Genomic DNA, 18,266 nt, shown 5'->3' with positions numbered 1-18,266 from the left:
GGGATAACTTTCTATATATCAAAAAGTTCTGAATTTTTTTATTCCGAAAACGGTCTTGGATAAATTTTCAACTACCTTTAGACCATGGAGCAGTACACCCTCGAAACCCCCTTGGGATTGTTAACAGTAACCGGCACTGTAGCAGGTATTTCTTGCATTGCCTTTTCCGATCAAGGAACAATTTCTAAAGGTGCTGTTCCCAGCCTATTACAAAATGCAGTAGTACAGCTTCAAGAGTATTTTGCAGGAGAACGCATCACATTTGAGGTCAATTTAAACCCTCATGGGACTGATTTTCAGAAAAAAGTGTGGAATCAACTCCTTACGATTCCCTTCGGAAAAACGCGAAGTTATCAAGAAATAGCCACCCAACTGGGCGACCCAAAAGTGATTCGGGCAGCCGCTTCCGCAAATGGTAAAAACCCTATTGCTATTATGATTCCTTGTCACCGCGTTATCGGAAGCGATGGTTCCCTTACAGGATATGCCGGCGGACTACATCGCAAAAAAAAGTTGCTTGACTTGGAAAGCCCCGTTACGCAAACTACCTTGTTCTAATATGAAACGTTTTCTTTTATTCTTTTTTGCCATTATATTGTTTTTACTCGGATTAATGCATGTGACAGACACGACCTATATCCTAAAAGGAATACGAGTAGTCTACTTTACCGGGCATACCACAGCCTTTATTGATGATTTCAAGTATTTCGATAACGACACCATTCCGCCTAGCAATACTCCGCAGCCTTGGCCTAAGCATGAAGCCTACAATCTGGCAGCGCCAACGCCAGCACTGCAGAGAATCAACGAGGAATTGGGTACCGTGGCATTCTTAATTTTCAAGAATGATAGTTTGTGGTATGAACGCTATGCTGATGGCTACGGACCAACCTCCCACACCAATTCCTTTTCCATGGCCAAGAGCGTGATCACCGCCCTCTTAGGCAAGGCGATTGACGATGGGTATATCAAAAGTTTGGATCAGCCCGTGGGAGACTTCTTTCCAAAATTCACCGATACCAACCTTACGGTAGGCGATTTGTCATCGATGGCTTCAGGATTGAACTGGGACGAGAGTTATCACAGTCCGTTTTCCATGACCGCCCGATCGTATTACGATGACGACCTGGCACCACTCATCCTAGATCTGGAGGTCGTCGATACTCCGGGAGAATCTTTTACCTATCTCAGTGGGAACACCCAATTATTGGCCATTGTTATTGAAAAAGCGGTGGGGCAAAAAATTCCAGACTATTTCAATACATCCTTTTGGCAACCCATGGGTGCTGAGCAATCGGCCTTATGGCAATGGGATGACGAAGAGCACCAGTTGGTCAAGGCATATTGTTGTTGGGGAAGTAATGCTCGAGATTTTGCGCGCTTTGGAAAGTTATTTAGTAACAACGGAAGGTGGAATAATACGCAGCTTCTGGATAGTACATTCGTCCAAAAAGCGATTCGACCCAGGTTTGAAGCAAGTCCGGAGTATGGGTATGGCTTCTGGTTGAGTGACCATCTTGACAAACAAATTTTTGTTATGCGCGGTATTTTAGGGCAGTACGTTATTTCCATACCCGAAGATGACCTCGTCATTGTGCGTCTCGGGCATGAGCGTGGTGCTCACTCCGGAAAGCCCTTTACAGACGATTTCTACGTGTATGTTTCCGAAGCCTACGCCATGTTGGAGAGTTTATAAAATTTCGTAGTTTCGTAAGACTCCCCTCTTAATTCCTAGCACATGTTAACCAAAGTGAATCCGGAACATCTCCTATTCTTGGATATTGAAACCGTTCCGCAACAACAACATTTCTCTGATCTTTCACCGCTAGAACAAGACCTCTGGGAGGTGAAAACACAGTATCAACGCAAGGATGAGATATCGGCAGCCGACTTTTACGAGCGGGCTGGTATCTGGGCTGAATTCGGAAAGATCGTTTGTATCTCAGCAGGATTCTTTGCACCCCAAGGCAGTGGAAAACAGTTCCGAGTAACCTCGTTCCATGGGACTGAAAAAGACCTACTCACCGCCTTCAAAAACAAATTGGAAGGCCACTTCAACAGACCGCATCATCTATTGGTGGCGCATAATGGGAAAGAATTTGATTTTCCGTATATCGCACGACGCATGATCATTCACGGAATTTCTCTTCCGCAGAAACTTAACCTATTCGGAAAAAAACCGTGGGAAGTGCCTCATTTAGACACTATGGAACTTTGGAAGTTTGGTGATTACAAAACCTTTACCTCGCTAAAACTATTGGCACATGTATTGGGCGTGCCTTCTCCCAAAGAAGATATTGATGGCAGCCAGGTGCGTGATGTGTACTACCAAAACAACGACCTGGATCGTATTATCGAATATTGTGAGCGAGACGTAGTAACTGTGGCCCAACTCTTTCTAAGGTTTCGAAACGAAGCCTTGCTCGAGGACCACCAAATCTTATCAGTGTAAAAAAAATCCCGCTCCAAGGAGCGGGATTTGTACAAGAACTAGGAATCTGACAACCTATTCCTTGATGAATCGTTCGATCTTCTGCTTTTGTCCGTCGTTTATCTTAATGATATACATTCCGGAGGCTAAGGAAGATACATTGATTGCAGCCTCTCTGTGGATCGTGCCCTGCTGCACTTCCTGACCCAGGGTGTTTACGATCACAAAGTTAGCTTCACGATTGTCGAGCATGGTTACGTTCAATACGTTAGATGCCGGGTTTGGATACAATTGCATTCCAAACACTTCAGAACCTGTTCCAAGCGTTTCTCCTGCTTCGCCTTCGGCAAAAACGCCAGTGGCAGCCTGACCGATATTTACAGAATAGTCTTCAACTTCTCCGTAAGTAAAGGTTTCACAAGAAGACTGCGCGCTATTGTATTTCATAGAAACACGCATCCGCGTTACTCCGGGTGCTGCCGAGGTAGGCACGGTGAAGCTTGCGCTTAAGGTTGCGCTGCTAGAAGATGAACCGCTGGCCAATAATTCGCCACTGTCTTCAAAATCGCCATCCTTATTGTAGTCGATCCAAATTTTCCAATACTCCAAATAACTGGAACCAGAGAATCCGGCACTCACATACATGGTATTTGAACCGTAAGGCACATTGGCGGTAAGGTTCGTATAATCGGCGTATCCGCCATCGTCTCCTGTGACATTATTGATATTGTTCAAACGAACCAGGTCAATCCACTCATAAGAAGAATCATTTCCTTGAGAATCACAATAGTCGACCGTATCTGAGAGGGTAGTTACCGACACCGTATTGCTGAACGCAGAGTCATTGCCGGCAGCGTCAAACGCACGTACTCTAAAAGAATAGGTGGTACTTGCGGTCAGTCCGGTGATGTTCGTAGAGGTTCCGGTTACGGTTCCTAAACTACTACTTCCCTGGAATACTTCGTATCCGGTAACACCAACATTATCTGTGGACGCCGTCCAGCTTAATGTAGCTGTCGTCTGTGTTACGTTCGAAGCGGAAAGGTTTGCAGGAGCGGAAGGAGCTTGTGTATCTGCACCGCCTCCTGTAATGTTCACCGTATAGTCTTCCACTTCACCATAGGTAAAGGTTTCACACGGACCAGGAATACCGTTGTATTTCATGGAAATCCGCAGTCGCGTAGGACCATCTGCCGCCGAACTAGGCACCGTAAAGCTTCCACTTACCGGGGTAGCGGTCGTTGCTGAACGCGTCCAAACCTGTTCGCCACTATCGGCAAAATCACCATCTTGGTTATAGTCGATCCAGGCCGCATAGGCTTCCGAATACACCGTCCCCGTCCAGGTTGGAGTGACCGTAATCGTTACCGAATTGTTCTTCGCCAGATCAGTACTGATATTTGTGAAGTCGGAATAGCCATTCCCAGATCCTGAACTGTTGTCAATACTTCCGATCTCGACGTTACTGATGTATTCATCGCTCACGTTATTCCCCTGGGAATCACAATAAACCAATTGTACTTCTGTTGTTGTGAAGGTTTGTGAACCACTGTAAGAAGAAGTAGTACCGTCGTTACACTTGCTACGTACCTGCACCTGATAGGTAGTTTCTGACGCTAATCCAGAGAGTGTTGCGGAAGTTCCGCTGGCCGCTTGTACCGTCCATGAAGTCGTTCCGCTTACTCGATAACGCACATCGTACGTTGCTCCTGCCACGGCATCCCACTGAACGATTGCCGAGTTAGATCCTACGCCAGAAACATTTAATCCGGTGGGTGTGGTAGCATCACAAACAGCCGCCTCGTCGGTAATTCCAGTAACGATCAAACTGAAATTCTGACTTCCACTACTCAATGATCCTTTGTGGGTTACAGTAATCGTGTACGTTCCTGTAGCTCCAGAAACATCCACACGTTCGTATGGATCTACGGAATTGTCTCCCGTACCATTGGTGGTAATAGAGGTGAGACGGTAAGGTGCAAAAGTACTTCCCCCTTGGGTTACACGAATATCTAAATCGTTTACCAAGCGAGGAGTAGAAGAGTTGGTAGCTGTTGTAGCCGTACCCGGAAGGTCAGTCCACGAAATCGACGCTAATAGGTCGTTTACGCCATCAGCCTCTACGGTCACAGTATACGTTTGACCCGAGCTTAGGGTGAGTTCGTCAATAATACTATTAACACCTTCATCGCTGATCGTTTCAGCAGCGCGCTTGGTGTTCATCAAACCCCAACCGTATACGGCATCCGGACCTGAAGGACCCGCATCATCGGCAGTATGCAGTGCCAAGCCCTTTAAGGTTGCTGCACGCATGTAACTTCCGTTCAAATTGTTATGATGCTGCTGAAGTAGCAATAAAGAACCGGTGACATTGGGAGAGGCCATTGACGTCCCAGTAATCGTTCCGTAGGCAGAATTACTGGACTCGTAGGTAGACGTTACCGAAGTACCGTTCCCAGTAATATCGGGCTTGATACGCAGGTCGTCTGTAGGACCTTCGCTACTGGAGCTATTGACGTTCACGCTAATTAAATTACCACTTCCATCAATATTGGCATCTTGCGCGTTCGCAACCACCATATTATTTTTAGACGTAGAGTGCCCTGTAAGCTTGTCGTAGGCCGAATTTCCATTCAACGGACTTCCATTGTAATTGGTATTTCCGTCGTTACCAGCGGCCACTACCATCAAATAGAAAGGTGCGTTATACATCACTTCATCCCAATCGCGAGATTCGCTTATGTACGCCCCAAAATAGTAGTCGGGTACTAGGTCTGAACGAAATCCATAGCTATGATTTGATAACAGCATTCCATTGGCAGCCGCAGCCGTGGCTTCGGCGATATCGTTGTTCCACATGTATCCGCGCACACTGGATTGTGGTGCCATTCCTTTCGCATTCGATTGCACACCGGAAGCGGTGATGGTTCCGGTAACATGCGCCGCGTGGAAGTTGAGCTGCGTTCCCCCTTCGGAAGCCGCGTCTTGAATAGTCACTCGATTACTTCCGCCGGGACCGTCGTATTCCTGGTGTGTGACACGGGCATGCCCCCCGTCCCAAACGTAGGCGGTCATATTTTGCCCGTCGATGTTAAGGCCCAATCCGCCGCCACTATTCAAATAGTTGGCGCGGGTAGAAATGGCAGCGTTGACATTGAATGTGCGAAAATAAATAGGACTTCCATCTTCGGCGATGTATTGAAGTTCCGCGATACCACCGTCGGGTAGTACCACCCGTGTTTCTAATCCGCGTTGCTGTGCGGTTAATAGGGCTTGCTGTTTTTGTGCTTTTTCTTGAGCGTCCAATCGTTGCTCCAAGGCGGTGAGGGAGGGAAGGTCATACCGACTTGTAATTTGTTGTCTTTCTTGATTGGTTTGGGAAAACGCCCAGGTACTTACGAAGAATAGGAGCAAAAGCCATCCTCTTCTTCTGAAGAAGTAGTTGTAATTCATAATGATGGTTGTTAAAAAATTAAGTGTAGAATTAAATTAGTTACTGTTTCAATAAAAGTTACTTTTCGCTGTAAAATAGCGTGTTATTCGTCAGATTTGTTAGGGATATTGCTCTAAATAAAGAAATAAATTACGAAAACGAAAATATATTCGATGAAGTGTATGTTAAATTTTTAACAGTCTCTTAAAGTTATTGTCTAATGCACTGTTTTTCTGTGTTTTAACAGAATAATAGATTTTACTAAAACGTTTTCGTTTTTTGGAAAACGAGCTTCTGTTTCGGGGTTTAGAATGTGTATCTTTGAATTGTGAACCACAAGACCATCCTTCAGCTAGAGGAGCTTCGTATTTCCTTCGGAACTAAAAAAAAGAGGACCGAAGTAGTACATGGCATCTCCTTCGAAATTCACGCCAATGAGGTCGTTGGCCTTGTGGGTGAATCTGGGTCGGGAAAATCGGTAACGGCTATGGCCATGATGGGATTGCTACCCCAAAAAACAAGCTTTATCACCGGTGCCATGTCGTTTCAGGAGAAATCGCTGATCGATCAATATCCTTCGGCTTGGAATCGCTTACGCGGAAAGGAGATTGCCATGATCTTTCAAGAGCCTATGAGCGCCCTAAACCCATCTATGAAATGTGGCAAGCAAGTGATGGAAATGCTTCAGCAGCACGAAACCATTACCCAACGAAATGCGAAAAAAGAAGTCATCCGGTTGTTTCAGAAGGTAAAACTTCCCAGACCCGAAACGATCTTCTACAGTTATCCCCATCAATTAAGTGGCGGACAAATGCAACGGGTAATGATTGCCATGGCGCTCTCATGCAAGCCAAAATTGTTGATCGCTGACGAACCTACGACCGCATTAGATGTAACGGTTCAGAAGGAAATTATGGTATTGCTTAAAGAGCTTCAAGCCGAAACCGGAATGAGCCTGCTTTTTATTTCACATGATCTTGCCTTGGTTTCAGAAATTGCAGACCGGGTCTTGGTGATGTATCAGGGAAACCTAGTGGAACAAGGCACTGCCTATCAGATTTTTAAGCTTCCGAAGAAACCCTATACTAAAGCGCTCTTGGCTTCGCGCCCATCGCTGGACACACGCTTAGCCACGTTACCCACCATTGCCGCTATTGCTGAAAGTTCATTCAAACCGATAGCGGTATCGCCGCAACAACGCGCCCAACAACATAAAAAGATCTATACCAAAACGCCCCTTCTGGAAGTAGATGATTTGCACAAAACCTACCTGTCCAATGCAGGAGTATTTGGTGGAAAAACCACAGTTGAGGCGGTAAAAGGTGTAAATTTTCAAGTCTATGAAGGAGAAACGGTGGGGTTGGTTGGTGAGTCCGGCTGTGGCAAATCGACATTGGGAAAAGTAATTCTTCAGTTAGAACCCGCCACCCAAGGCTCCATTCGTTACCGTGGAAAGGAACTAACCACCCTTTCCAAAGGAGAAATTAGGCAACTTCGGAAAGAAATTCAACTCATCTTTCAAGACCCGTTTGCCTCGCTCAATCCAAGAATTCTTATTGGAGAGGCGCTTACCGAAGTAATGGCCGTTCACCATATCGGTACCGGAAAACGCAACCGGAAGAAAAGAGCAGAAACGTTGTTGGAACGGGTGGGATTAGACCCTACGTATTACCATCGGTATCCACATCAATTGTCAGGAGGACAGCGACAGCGGGTAGGGATTGCCCGAACCATCGCCGTAGAACCATCACTGATTATTTGCGATGAATCGGTTTCTGCCTTGGATATTTCGGTACAAGCTCAAGTGCTTAATCTACTCAACAAATTGAAGGAGCGCTTTAACTTTACCTATATCTTTATTTCTCATGACTTGGCGGTGGTGAAATACATGGCCGATCAACTGTTGGTGATGAACGAAGGACGTCTGGAAGAAGTGGGCGATGCCGATGAGGTGTACGCCAACCCTACCAAAGAATATACGAAAAGACTTATTGATGCAATTCCGAAGGGACTATAAAAAAAGCCCGTTCTAACCTCACAAAGAACGGGCCTACCTTTATCTGTATCGTCGTAGCAGATTTGGGATTTGAAAGATTACTCTGAAAATTACATTATTAAAAAAACCTTTTTAGCGACATACATAACACTTTTTATCAGTCGTACTGTATTTCTGAAGGAATTTAAAAAACGTTGCATAAGTAGGTTTTTGTTAGTGTGATTTGGGACTGCTAATATGCAATAGAATTTTAATAATCACGATTAAATACCTAATATTTCGTTAAAATACATATATTTTTAACATTTACTCTCTTGGTTTAAGTTTTTTCCTACAATAAAACATAAAAATACCCCGTTGCAAAACGGGGTTTTTTATTGTATTGAAGTGCTATTAAAAGACCATCTCGGGAATATCTCCGGCCACGATGAGGTCTCCCTCAGTAGCTTCTTTGATCATTTCTACCGTCACTCCAGGCGCTCTTTCTTTTAAATGAAAGGCGTTGTCTTTAATATCCAGAACTGCCAGGTTGGTCACAATCTTGGTCACGCAATTAACACCCGTTAAAGGCAAACTACAGCGCTTTAGTAGCTTAGAAGCCCCTGCCTTATTGGTATGCATCATGGCGACGATTATATTTTCTGCGGAAGCCACTAAATCCATTGCCCCTCCCATCCCCTTGACCATTTTTCCGGGAATCTTCCAGTTGGCAATATCTCCATTCTGTGCCACTTCCATGGCTCCCAAAATGGTTAGGTCTACATGCTGCCCACGGATCATAGAAAAACTTAAGGCAGAATCAAAAAAGGACGCCCCCGGCAAGGCTGTGATGGTCTGCTTCCCAGCATTGATTAGGTCAGCATCTTCCTGTCCTTCGACAGGAAAGGGTCCCATTCCTAAAATTCCGTTTTCACTCTGAAACTCTACTTCTATATCATCACGTACAAAGTTTGCCACCAAGGTAGGAATACCAATTCCCAGATTAACATAGTAGCCGTCTTTTACTTCTTTCGCGATGCGTTGTGCGATTTGATTTTTATCTAGTGCCATACTTATTTGGATCTTACCGTTCGTTGCTCAATTCGTTTCTCGTAGCGTTCGCCTTTAAAGATGCGTTGCACCAAAATACCGGGAATATGTACTTCGTTTGGATCTAACTCTCCGGCAGGCACCAGTTCTTCTACCTCAGCCACGGTAATAGCGGCTGCCCCACACATGTTCGGATTAAAATTTCGCGCCGTTCCCTTAAAAATTAGATTCCCCGCCGTATCGCCTTTCCATGCCTTTACAAAGGCGAAATCGGCCTCAAAAGCCCGTTCCATAATATGCATTTTGCCATGGAATTCACGTGATTCTTTGCCTTCGGCAACCTCGGTTCCGTAGCCTGCCGGCGTGTAGAAGGCCGGGATACCACTTTGTGCCGCGCGACAACGCTGTGCTAAGGTTCCTTGCGGAATTAGCTCCACCTCGAGTTCCCCACTCAACATCTGCCGTTCAAACTCGGCGTTCTCTCCCACATACGACGAGATCATTTTCTTAATCTGATGTTTCTGAAGTAACAATCCCAAGCCAAAATCATCTACTCCTGCGTTGTTGGAAATACAGGTTAGGCCTTTGATATTCAAGGCTACTAATTGCGAAATGGCATTTTCGGGAATACCACAGAGTCCGAAGCCTCCTAACATCAAGGTCATATCGTCTTTGACCCCTTGACAGGCTTCTTCCACACCGGAAACGGTCTTTGTAATCATAGAGTTGATTTTTCAGAAAAATACAAAAAAAGCCTCAGACCTTTGGGAAGGCTTGAGGCCTATTTTAAGGATTTTAGCAAGATTTAAAAGTCGAATTCATCCGGAATCTCTTCCACATCATTCTCGTCGTCGCGATAACTGGCGCAGTCGGTAACGATAGAAATGTTACTGGGGCGTTCAAAGGCCCCATCGGAAACGTTGAGGTCTTCATCGGCATAACATTTTTTCATATACGTTCCCCAGATGGGAAGTGCCATGGTCGCTCCTTGTCCGTAGAGTGTTCGTTGAAAGTGCACGGACCGATCTTCACCGCCAACCCAAACACCTGTCACCAAATTCGGAACCATTCCCATAAACCAACCATCACTGTTGTTTTGGGTAGTTCCCGTTTTCCCGGCAATTGGATTTGAAAATTCATAGGGATATCCGGTAATCACATCTTGATACAATTTTTGAGGTGCGCGCCAGCTTCCGCGTAAGCGAGATCCCGAACCTGATTGGGTAACCCCTTCCATCAAACTCAGGGTAACGTAAGCCGATTCGTCACTGATCACATCGCGTGTTTCTGGAACATTCTGATACAACACGGTACCGTTCTTATCTTCAATGCGTTCAATTAAAATAGGCTTTACGTACACACCCATATTGGCAAAAGTGCTGTAGGCACCTACCATTTCATAGAGCGAAACATCGGGAGTTCCCAAAGCGATAGAAGGTGCTTCCGGCATGTTTTCGGTATCTACGCCCATTTTTTTCACCAAATCAATAACCGGCTTAGGCCCTACTCGGTCGATCAAGCGTGCCGTAATAGTGTTGATAGACTGCGCCAGCGCTTTTTTGAGCGTTAGCATTCCCCCATAATCTCCACCGGAGTTCTTAGGAGTCCAGGGCTTTAAAAGGCCGTATTTACCCGCTTCAATTGTGTATTGGGTATTCGGCAAGGTATCGCAAGGCGACATGTGCATCTGGTCGATAGCCGTAGCATACACAAACGGTTTGAAAGTAGAACCAATTTGTCGCTTTCCGGTTTTCACCATGTCGTATTTGAAGTGTTTGTAATCGACACCACCTACCCAGGCTTTCACTTCTCCGGTTTGGGGCGTCATTGACATCAACGAGGCGCGTAGGAATCTTTTATAATACCGAATGGAATCCAGCGGAGACATCACGGTATCTTTCACGCGATTTTCCGCCGTCCATGAGAATACCCGCATGGGTATTTCTTTGTTAAAACTTTCACGAATTTCTGCTTCGGAACTGCCTTGTAGTTCCATTTGTCGCCAACGGTCGGAACGGCGCATGGCAGATTCTATTATTCCTTCAATCTCTTCTTCCGAAATATCTCGGAAGGGTGCTGTTTTGTTCTTTTCATTCTGACTATCAAACTCACGCTGTAAATTCATCATATGAGCCTCCATCGCCTCTTCGGCGTATTTCTGCATTTTAGAATCGATGGTTGTGTAAATTTTAAGTCCGTCACGATAAATATTGTAACTCGTTCCGTCTGTTTTTGGGTTTTCCTCGATCCAGTCGGCCATAAAAGCACGCGCATATTCTCTGAAATACGTCGCAATTCCTTCATCATGCCCTTGCGGTGTGTAGGTAATTTCCAGCGGAAGTGCTTGTAGCGAATCTTTTACTTCATCGGTAATAAAATCGTACTTCGCCATTTGCGCCAGCACTACATTTCGGCGATTTTTTACACCTTCGGGGTTTCGCAAGGGATTGTAGAGGGAAGAGTTTTTGAACATTCCCACGAGCGTGGCCGATTCTACCGTACTTAGGTTATTGGGTGCCTTATCGAAATAAATATTCGCTGCCGATTCAATTCCTACTGCTTGGTTCAAGAAGTCGTACTCATTGAAGTACATGGTAATGATCTCTTCCTTGGTATAGCGACGTTCTAAACGGGTGGCAATGACCCACTCTTTTACCTTCTGAATTAAGCGCTCGAAGGTGTTTTTTGAGGCTTGCCCAACGAAAAACTGTCGTGCCAGCTGCTGTGTGATCGTACTGGCTCCACCCCGAGATCCTAAGAACACAAATGCCCGCACCGTTCCTTTAGCATCAATACCGGAGTGGTCATAGAATCGCGCATCTTCTGTGGCCACTAAGGCGTTTACCAGGTGTGACGGAAGTTCTTCGTATAAGACGGGGGTTCGGTTTTCTTTATAGAACTTTCCAAGGGTAATACCATCGGTGGCGATGATTTCGGTCGCCAGGTTTTTTTCGGGATTCTCTAAGCTGGTTTCGTCAGGCAATTTTCCGAAGACCCCCCAAGAAGCGAGTAAGAACACGAGGAGCACCACGCCCAGAAGGGCACCGAACAGCTTCCAAAAAGTACGGACGTGTTTCCGTTCTTCCTGTTGCTGCTTTTTTGTTGTTTTTTTCTTTTTTGTTGTCGCCATAGTATGGTTTATTCTGAATCTGCCTCAATGCTGTATCCCACATCCGAAATGCCCGATAATGCTGTAACGCCATCTACTTCACCGTTATTGCGAACGGCATGGGTAATCCTGAGGGTGTAATCCCCATCCTCAAAAAAGGTAATTCCTTCCTTGTACCAAAGTTTGTTCTCTTTAACGCTACCAAAACCCGTGCCTAACCACGAACCGTCTGGATTCGCCATCTTATACTCTAACGTATCGGTTACGACTTTCCCATGAGGAAATTCCATGGAAACAATCAGAAAAAGGTTGTTAAAAGGATAGTCGTTGGTGTTCCGAACCTGAAGAAACATATCATAGGGTTGTAGGCTATCTTTGGGCTGGATTGCAAAGGAAATGGTGTCTTGCTGCTCCCACACAGCGCTTGCGATACTTTGCGTATCGCTTTGCACCACATTCGAATCACAACTCGTTAGCAGTCCCGCAAAGACCCCTATCAATAGCACTTTACGCATTCTTTTTCGAATTTCGGTTTCGCTGTTTGTTCTTATTACGTCGTTTTTTGCGACGGCGGCGATTCGACTTTTTAGGCGTGTCAAATCGGGTTAAACTGTCTTGCCCTACCGCATCACTAAAGTCATTTTTCTCTTTGGGCTTCTCTTCAAAAACGAATTCTTCCAAACTCGCTACTTTGTTGCCTTTTTTATTTTCTTGAATGATATCGTGCACCCTGTCGGTGCTAAGTTGATACCAATTCATTCCTTCATTGGCATAGGCAAACCACATCAGCCCTTTGAAAATATCGATCTTTTGGCAATACGCTACCCCTTTTTGGGTTTGCAGTTTGGTATCAGATTTCGGAAAGTCTTTCAAGGCTTCCAAATAGGTATCCAACTCGTAATTTAGGCAACACTTCAGCTTACCACATTGACCCGCTAGCTTTTGTGGGTTGAGGGACAATTGTTGATAACGAGCAGAAGAGGTGGTAACCGATCTAAAATCGGTGAGCCAGGTAGAGCAGCACAACTCGCGCCCACAGGAGCCAATGCCCCCCAATCGAGCCGCTTCTTGCCGGAATCCTACCTGCTTCATTTCAATTCGAATTCCAAAGGCACGCGCCAAATCCTTAATGAGCTGTCTGAAATCCACACGGTCTTCGGCGGTATAGTAAAAGGTAGCTTTCGAGCCGTCGCCCTGATATTCTACATCGCTAATCTTCATCTTAAGGTTTAATGCCATGGCTATTTCGCGAGAGCGTCGTTGCGTTAGCGGCTCCTTCTCTCGATACTTTTTCCATAGATCAATGTCCTTCTGATTGGCCTTTCGGTAAATTTTTGGATGGGTTTCCAAATTGAGATCTTCTTTCTTTTTCTTCATCTGAACCCGCACCAATTCCCCCGTAAGGGTCACCACCCCTATGTCGTGTCCCGGAGAGGTTTCCACCGCGACTACGTCTCCGATGGCCAAAGGGAGATCGTCTGCATTTCGGTAAAAATGCTTGCGCCCATTCTTAAAGCGCACTTCTACCCCTTTGAAAGGGGTGACATTATCGGGAAGTGACATGTTTGAAAGCCAGTCGAATACCGTAAGTTTATTGCAGCCGTCAGAACCGCAGGCTCCATTGTTCCTGCATCCTTTTGGCTGTCCGTTGGCACCCGTGGCACAGCTAGTACAGCCCATAAAGTAGTATATATACTGCTCTTTTTACTGAAAAAGAGACGAAGATTAAACGTTCAATTTATCAAGTAAAGATACCAATAATAAGGGAACCTACTGTTTGTATTTTAATTTTTCTGAACGCCCTTTCTTGAAGATCTTGTTGCTGTTTTTTAAGCCGCTTCGCAATTTTTTCTGTTCTTCATACGGCAACTGAATTACCTCCAAACACTCTTCGCTGCAGCAATGTTGCATTTTTTCGGCACAGGCATCACACTGAATGAAAAGAAGATGACAGGCTTCATTGGCACAATTGATATGCGTGTCACAGGGCGCACCACATTGATGACATTGCGAGATGATATCATCACTAATGCGTTCGCTTCGTCGGTGATCAAACACAAAATTCTTACCCATAAACTTATTATCCAGCTTCTTTTGCTCCACTTGCCGGGCGTATTCTATAATACCGCCTTCCAACTGAAATACATTTTTGAAGCCCTTGTGCTTGTAATAGGCACTGGCCTTTTCGCAGCGAATACCTCCCGTACAATACATCAATAGGTTTTTGTCTTCTTTGTGTTCTTGAAGATCGTTTTCAATAATGGGCAAGGAATCCCGGAAGGTGTCCACATCGGGGGTTACAGCCCCTTTAAAGTGCCCGATTTCACTCTCGTAATGGTTTCGCATATCAACACAAACGGTGTTAGGGTCTTCCAAGAGTTCGTTAAAACGCAACGCGTCTACATGTACGCCTTTATTCGTCACATCAAAGGTGGCGTCATTAAGGCCGTCGGCTACAATTTTCTTTCGCACTTTCACCTTCAGTTTCAAGAATGACTTGAGGTCGTGTTCTACGGCAATATTCAACCGCACATCTTTCAGAAAATAAATTCCGTCTAAAAAATCTTTAAACGCTTCAAAGTGATGAGCAGGCACAGATAATTGGGCGTTGATCCCTTCGTGGGCAACATAAATTCGGCCTAACACCTCCAAGGCATTCCAGGCCACAAATAAATGGTTTCTAAAAAGTTCGGGGTTCCCGATATGGGCATACTGATAGAAGGAAAGGGTAAGACGGTCTTCACCGGCCTCTTCGAGCATGGCCGCTCGTTCCTTCGCACTCATTTTGTTGTACAGTTGCATGCTATACGCGATTTAAGTGAGAAAAACTCTAGTTATTTTGGGCAAAAGTACGGTATTCTAAACTGTTAACAAAAATTCGGAACAAGCACGTTTTCTCGTTGCGCCAAGAACAAAGAAATAGTACCTTAGCCTACTCACTCCCCAATAAAGGAATCAACAGACATGAGTAAAGAAAAAGAAGCGAAGTTAAAAGCATTAAAACTTACCTTAGACAAACTAGATAAAACCTACGGAAAGGGCACTGTCATGAAGATGGGAGACTCGGCCGTAGAAGAAGTGGAAGTCATTCCCACGGGCTCTCTCGGACTCGACATCGCGTTAGGCGTTGGCGGATATCCCAGAGGCCGTGTGGTTGAAATTTACGGTCCGGAATCTTCCGGGAAAACAACTCTTACCTTACACGCTATCGCGGAAGCTCAGAAGAAGGGTGGCATCGCTGCCTTTATTGATGCCGAGCACGCATTCGATCGGTATTACGCGGAAAAATTAGGAGTAGATATTGAGAATCTCATTATTTCGCAACCCGACAATGGAGAGCAGGCTCTTGAAATTGCTGATAATTTAATCCGTAGCGGAGCTATCGATATTATCATTGTAGACTCGGTAGCGGCCTTAACACCAAAGAGCGAAATTGAAGGCGAAATGGGGGATAGCAAAATGGGACTGCACGCCCGATTGATGTCCCAAGCCCTTCGGAAACTCACAGGATCTATCAGCAAAACCAAGTGTACAGTGGTGTTCATTAACCAGCTTCGAGAGAAGATTGGGGTCATGTTCGGAAATCCTGAAACCACTACCGGAGGAAACGCGTTAAAGTTTTACGCCTCTGTTCGACTGGATATTCGTCGTTCGACGCAAATAAAAGACAGTAACAGTGAAGTACAAGGAAATAAAACGCGGGTAAAGATCATCAAAAACAAGGTGGCGCCTCCCTTCAAAACCGCTGAGTTCGACATCATGTATGGCGAAGGTATCTCTAAAGTGGGAGAAGTCATTGACCTTGGGGTTGATTTTGAAATTATCAAGAAAAGTGGATCCTGGTACAGTTACGACGACACCAAATTAGGGCAAGGTCGTGATGCCGTCAAAACCTTGTTATTAGACAATCCAGAACTGATGGAAGAACTGGAACAAAAAATAAAAGAGGCCATTGCAGCCCTGAAGGAATAAAAGTTGGTGCGAAACGCAACCCTTTTGAAATAATGGCATCTACTGGGTGTAGAGGACTTGGTACTAATGAGGTTGCCACCAGGCCTGAAGGGTTTGTAGCATTGCTTTTGTAGTTAATCAAGTACTTTATTTGACTTTAGAGACGCTCATCATACAATGTAAAAAGGAGGATGCCAAAGCACAGGAACTGCTCTACAGGCGATATTCCAGCATTCTATTTGCAATTTGTTTGAAATACTCTCCCAATTACGAAGAGGCACAAGACAATTTGCAGGACGCATTCATTACTATTTACAAACGTATCGAGCAATTTAAAGGAAAAGGTTCTTTCGAAGGATGGATGAAACGCGTTACCGTAAATACGGTACTGCAAAAATACCGCAAAAAGAAGCTGTACGATATTAAAGATGAGCAGCAACTTGAACAGGAGGCTCCTGTTGCGGTGGCTACCGATTCGGTTCCCTTGGATTTTCTTCTGAAAATCATACAGGAGTTGCCAGATCGATATCGCCTCGTCTTCAACCTCTATGTGTTGGATGGATATTCGCACAAAGAAGTGGGTGAGATGTTAGGTATTAGCGACGGCACGTCTAAATCGAATCTCGCACGCGCGCGACACATTCTGAAAGAGAAAATTGAACAATATGAAAGCGCTAATAGCGCATGACATCTATAGTGAATCTGCCGAAGCAGCATGAAAGAAAAGAAAGACATAGATTCCTTATTTCAAGAGCGGTTTGAAGGTTTTCAAGCGAGTCCGCCTCCAGAGGCCTGGGACCATATTCAAGCAAAATTGAAGAGAGAAAAGGACGATCGCAAGATCATTCCACTATGGTGGCGTGCGGCAGGTATCGCAGCACTGATTGCGTTATTATTTGCCGTAGGAAATTGGATCTTCACCCCTTCCACAGCACCTTCTGATACGTTTGTGGAAACAGAAACTTCGGCGGATACACCCCCAGATGAGAGCCCGGATAATGTGACGAAAGATGCGGTTCAAGTAGTTTCTGACGACGCAGAAGAAAACGAAAACTCCTTAGACATCATTCGAGAAAAAACACGCAAAAGCGTTTCGACGCGCAACCGGAACACGACCATCGCTTCCGAGGAAACAACCGTCATCAATGAGGATACCAGTGACAATACGTCCAAAACACCACAGAAGAAAACGCTTCAGCAGCCTGCTTCCGAAAAAATCATTCCATCGAATACAAATGGAGGGGGAACACAAACCGTGATCGCTGCGGAAACACCGAATTCTTCAGAAAATAGTAAAGAAACCTACAAGAATACTTCCGAAGAAATCTTAAAGAATACCGAAAAATCCAACGAAATCATTGAAGGTCCTGTGAAAGTTTCGGAGACGGGTATCGCTTCCAAAGAGAGCAACCAGAAGGTCAACGACGCTAACGACGCATCTGAAGAAACCATGCCTTCTAACAAAAAATCACTCTTAGAGGAGATTGAGAAACAAAAGGAAACTGAGGAAGCGCTCGCCAACACCAAGGAAACACCAAATCGCTCCTGGGAAGTGACGCCCAACGTGGGTCCTGTTTATTACAGCAGTTTGGGAGAGGGGTCTTCGATAGATCCTACTTTCGCCGACAATCAACAATCGGGCGATGTCAACGTAAGCTACGGAATTCAAGTAAGTTATAACCTCAACGATCGTTGGAGTATCCGCTCGGGAGTGAATAATGTAAATCTAGGGTATTCCACGCAAGGTGTGGAGATTGCCTCTGGCCCAGTTTCCAGTGCGCTACGAAGCATTGATTACAACAGTGGCGGTACCGTACTCACCGTTCTGGATCAAGGAACGCTAAGCGATAACCCTCCTATTCCTGGCAGTGGCCTTGAAAATATTACCCCAAAAAATACCGGTGGAAATGCAGAGATACAACAACGCCTGTCCTACTTCGAAGTTCCATTGGAGTTGAAATACGCCTTGTTGAACAAACGTTTCGGCATCAACATGATTGGTGGTGTGAGCACCCTCTTTCTCGGAAATAATGAAGTGCGCGTTCAAGATGGGGCCTTTAGAAGTACACTGGGCGAAGCAAACAATCTCAATGATGTAAGTTTTAGTACCAATGTTGGGTTCGGACTCGACTATAAATTTAGTAAACGCTTAAAGTTTAATATAGAACCTATGTTTAAATATCAACTTAACCCGTATACAGATTCGTCTGTCGGTTTTAGACCGTACTATTTCGGCGTTTATAGTGGGTTGAGTTTTAAGTTTTAGGTTAGTTTTTTAGTTGGTTAGGTTGGGGTAACCCACCAAACAATGATGACA

Annotated in this window: 14 protein-coding genes; 7 read left to right on the top strand and 7 right to left on the bottom strand. The window is 45.1% G+C overall.

The genetic code is table 11. From position 1 onward, the window contains the following. Positions 1 to 84: 84 nt before the first annotated feature. From PO830_RS08030 to PO830_RS08020, 3 genes are read left to right on the top strand one after another with little or no spacing between them, the layout of a single operon-like run. The gene (locus PO830_RS08030) at positions 85 to 558 is read left to right on the top strand and encodes a methylated-DNA--[protein]-cysteine S-methyltransferase (RefSeq protein WP_272853029.1); all 474 of its coding nucleotides are present in this window, start codon (positions 85 to 87) and stop codon (positions 556 to 558) included. A gap of 1 nt (position 559) precedes the next feature. Then, a complete protein-coding gene (locus PO830_RS08025) occupies positions 560 to 1,696 on the top strand; it encodes a serine hydrolase domain-containing protein (RefSeq protein ID WP_272853028.1) in 1,137 nt (378 codons plus the stop codon). A 42-nt stretch (positions 1,697 to 1,738) separates the two neighbouring features. Then, positions 1,739 to 2,452, top strand: a complete 714-nt coding sequence (locus tag PO830_RS08020; protein ID WP_272853027.1) for a 3'-5' exonuclease — start codon at positions 1,739 to 1,741, stop codon at positions 2,450 to 2,452. A gap of 54 nt (positions 2,453 to 2,506) precedes the next feature. Here the strand turns inward: PO830_RS08020 and PO830_RS08015 are convergent, their stop codons facing one another. Further along, a complete protein-coding gene (locus PO830_RS08015; protein WP_272853026.1) occupies positions 2,507 to 5,884 on the bottom strand; it encodes a GEVED domain-containing protein in 3,378 nt (1,125 codons plus the stop codon). A 308-nt stretch (positions 5,885 to 6,192) separates the two neighbouring features. Between PO830_RS08015 and PO830_RS08010 the strand changes: the two genes are divergently transcribed. Further along, the gene (locus PO830_RS08010; protein WP_442870065.1) at positions 6,193 to 7,881 is read left to right on the top strand and encodes an ABC transporter ATP-binding protein; all 1,689 of its coding nucleotides are present in this window, start codon (positions 6,193 to 6,195) and stop codon (positions 7,879 to 7,881) included. Between the two features lie 372 nt (positions 7,882 to 8,253). Here PO830_RS08010 and PO830_RS08005 read toward each other — a convergent pair whose 3' ends face one another. The 6 genes from PO830_RS08005 to trhO form a co-directional block, all read right to left on the bottom strand. Then, a complete protein-coding gene (locus PO830_RS08005; protein ID WP_272853025.1) occupies positions 8,254 to 8,910 on the bottom strand; it encodes a CoA transferase subunit B in 657 nt (218 codons plus the stop codon). A gap of 2 nt (positions 8,911 to 8,912) precedes the next feature. Next, positions 8,913 to 9,611, bottom strand: a complete 699-nt coding sequence (locus PO830_RS08000; RefSeq protein WP_272853024.1) for a CoA transferase subunit A — start codon at positions 9,609 to 9,611, stop codon at positions 8,913 to 8,915. An 83-nt stretch (positions 9,612 to 9,694) separates the two neighbouring features. After that, positions 9,695 to 12,019 (bottom strand): penicillin-binding protein 1A, encoded by a 2,325-nt coding sequence (locus PO830_RS07995; protein WP_272853023.1) that lies wholly within the window; start codon positions 12,017 to 12,019, stop codon positions 9,695 to 9,697. A gap of 8 nt (positions 12,020 to 12,027) precedes the next feature. After that, positions 12,028 to 12,513, bottom strand: a complete 486-nt coding sequence (locus tag PO830_RS07990) for a gliding motility lipoprotein GldH (protein WP_272853022.1) — start codon at positions 12,511 to 12,513, stop codon at positions 12,028 to 12,030. Then, entirely contained in the window at positions 12,506 to 13,678 is a 1,173-nt protein-coding gene (locus PO830_RS07985) for a PSP1 domain-containing protein (protein WP_272853021.1), read from the bottom strand. The genes PO830_RS07990 and PO830_RS07985 overlap by 8 nt, the downstream gene beginning before the upstream one ends. A gap of 90 nt (positions 13,679 to 13,768) precedes the next feature. Beyond that, positions 13,769 to 14,800 (bottom strand): oxygen-dependent tRNA uridine(34) hydroxylase TrhO, encoded by a 1,032-nt coding sequence (trhO, locus tag PO830_RS07980; RefSeq protein WP_272853020.1) that lies wholly within the window; start codon positions 14,798 to 14,800, stop codon positions 13,769 to 13,771. Between the two features lie 162 nt (positions 14,801 to 14,962). Here trhO and recA point away from each other — a divergent pair, with 162 nt between their 5' ends. The 3 genes from recA (at position 14,963) to PO830_RS07965 (ending at position 18,215) form a co-directional block, all read left to right on the top strand. Beyond that, complete coding sequence (recA, locus tag PO830_RS07975; protein WP_272853019.1) at positions 14,963 to 15,970, top strand: recombinase RecA; 1,008 nt, start codon at positions 14,963 to 14,965, stop codon at positions 15,968 to 15,970. 130 nt (positions 15,971 to 16,100) lie between these two features. Beyond that, the gene (locus tag PO830_RS07970; protein WP_272853018.1) at positions 16,101 to 16,637 is read left to right on the top strand and encodes an RNA polymerase sigma factor; all 537 of its coding nucleotides are present in this window, start codon (positions 16,101 to 16,103) and stop codon (positions 16,635 to 16,637) included. Between the two features lie 27 nt (positions 16,638 to 16,664). Further along, positions 16,665 to 18,215 (top strand): outer membrane beta-barrel protein, encoded by a 1,551-nt coding sequence (locus PO830_RS07965; protein ID WP_272853017.1) that lies wholly within the window; start codon positions 16,665 to 16,667, stop codon positions 18,213 to 18,215. Positions 18,216 to 18,266: the final 51 nt, after the last annotated feature.

It is taken from the genome of Altibacter sp. HG106 (genome assembly GCF_028561755.1).
In the GTDB taxonomy this organism is placed as follows: Bacteria; Bacteroidota; Bacteroidia; order Flavobacteriales; family Flavobacteriaceae; genus DFVG01.
Note: the sequence above shows the minus strand (reverse complement) of the source record. Positions and strands in the feature narration are given on the sequence as shown.

Coding starts and splice junctions, on each gene's coding strand:
- PO830_RS08030 (WP_272853029.1), top strand. CDS start 85: ATGGAGCAGTACACCCTCGAAACCCCCTTGGGATTGTTAACAGTAACC.
- PO830_RS08015 (WP_272853026.1), bottom strand. CDS start 5,884: ATGAATTACAACTACTTCTTCAGAAGAAGAGGATGGCTTTTGCTCCTA.
- PO830_RS07985 (WP_272853021.1), bottom strand. CDS start 13,678: ATGGGCTGTACTAGCTGTGCCACGGGTGCCAACGGACAGCCAAAAGGA.
- PO830_RS08020 (WP_272853027.1), top strand. CDS start 1,739: ATGTTAACCAAAGTGAATCCGGAACATCTCCTATTCTTGGATATTGAA.
- PO830_RS07990 (WP_272853022.1), bottom strand. CDS start 12,513: ATGCGTAAAGTGCTATTGATAGGGGTCTTTGCGGGACTGCTAACGAGT.
- trhO (WP_272853020.1), bottom strand. CDS start 14,800: ATGCAACTGTACAACAAAATGAGTGCGAAGGAACGAGCGGCCATGCTC.
- PO830_RS07965 (WP_272853017.1), top strand. CDS start 16,665: ATGAAAGAAAAGAAAGACATAGATTCCTTATTTCAAGAGCGGTTTGAA.
- PO830_RS08025 (WP_272853028.1), top strand. CDS start 560: ATGAAACGTTTTCTTTTATTCTTTTTTGCCATTATATTGTTTTTACTC.
- PO830_RS08005 (WP_272853025.1), bottom strand. CDS start 8,910: ATGGCACTAGATAAAAATCAAATCGCACAACGCATCGCGAAAGAAGTA.
- PO830_RS07995 (WP_272853023.1), bottom strand. CDS start 12,019: ATGGCGACAACAAAAAAGAAAAAAACAACAAAAAAGCAGCAACAGGAA.
- recA (WP_272853019.1), top strand. CDS start 14,963: ATGAGTAAAGAAAAAGAAGCGAAGTTAAAAGCATTAAAACTTACCTTA.
- PO830_RS08000 (WP_272853024.1), bottom strand. CDS start 9,611: ATGATTACAAAGACCGTTTCCGGTGTGGAAGAAGCCTGTCAAGGGGTC.